Here is a 240-nt window from a genome sequence, read left to right as displayed (position 1 = left end):
GGCTTGCCGGCGATGGTCGCCAACGATGACGCAAAAAAACCAGGCAGAACGCGGAGCCCCACTGTGGGAGCTGGCTTGCCTGCGATGGCATCAACGCGGTGTACCTGATTCACCGAGGTGTCTGCATCGCCGGCAAGCCGGCTCCTACAGGGGAATGCGATCAACAAACGCTACCGGTCGGCTACCAGGCCGCCGCGTCTGCTTTTGATTTTGATCTGAGGCGCCCCGTTAAACACGCTG

Source organism: Pseudomonas sp. B6002 (assembly GCF_013385985.1).
Classification (GTDB): Bacteria; Pseudomonadota; Gammaproteobacteria; order Pseudomonadales; family Pseudomonadaceae; genus Aquipseudomonas.
Note: the sequence above shows the minus strand (reverse complement) of the source record.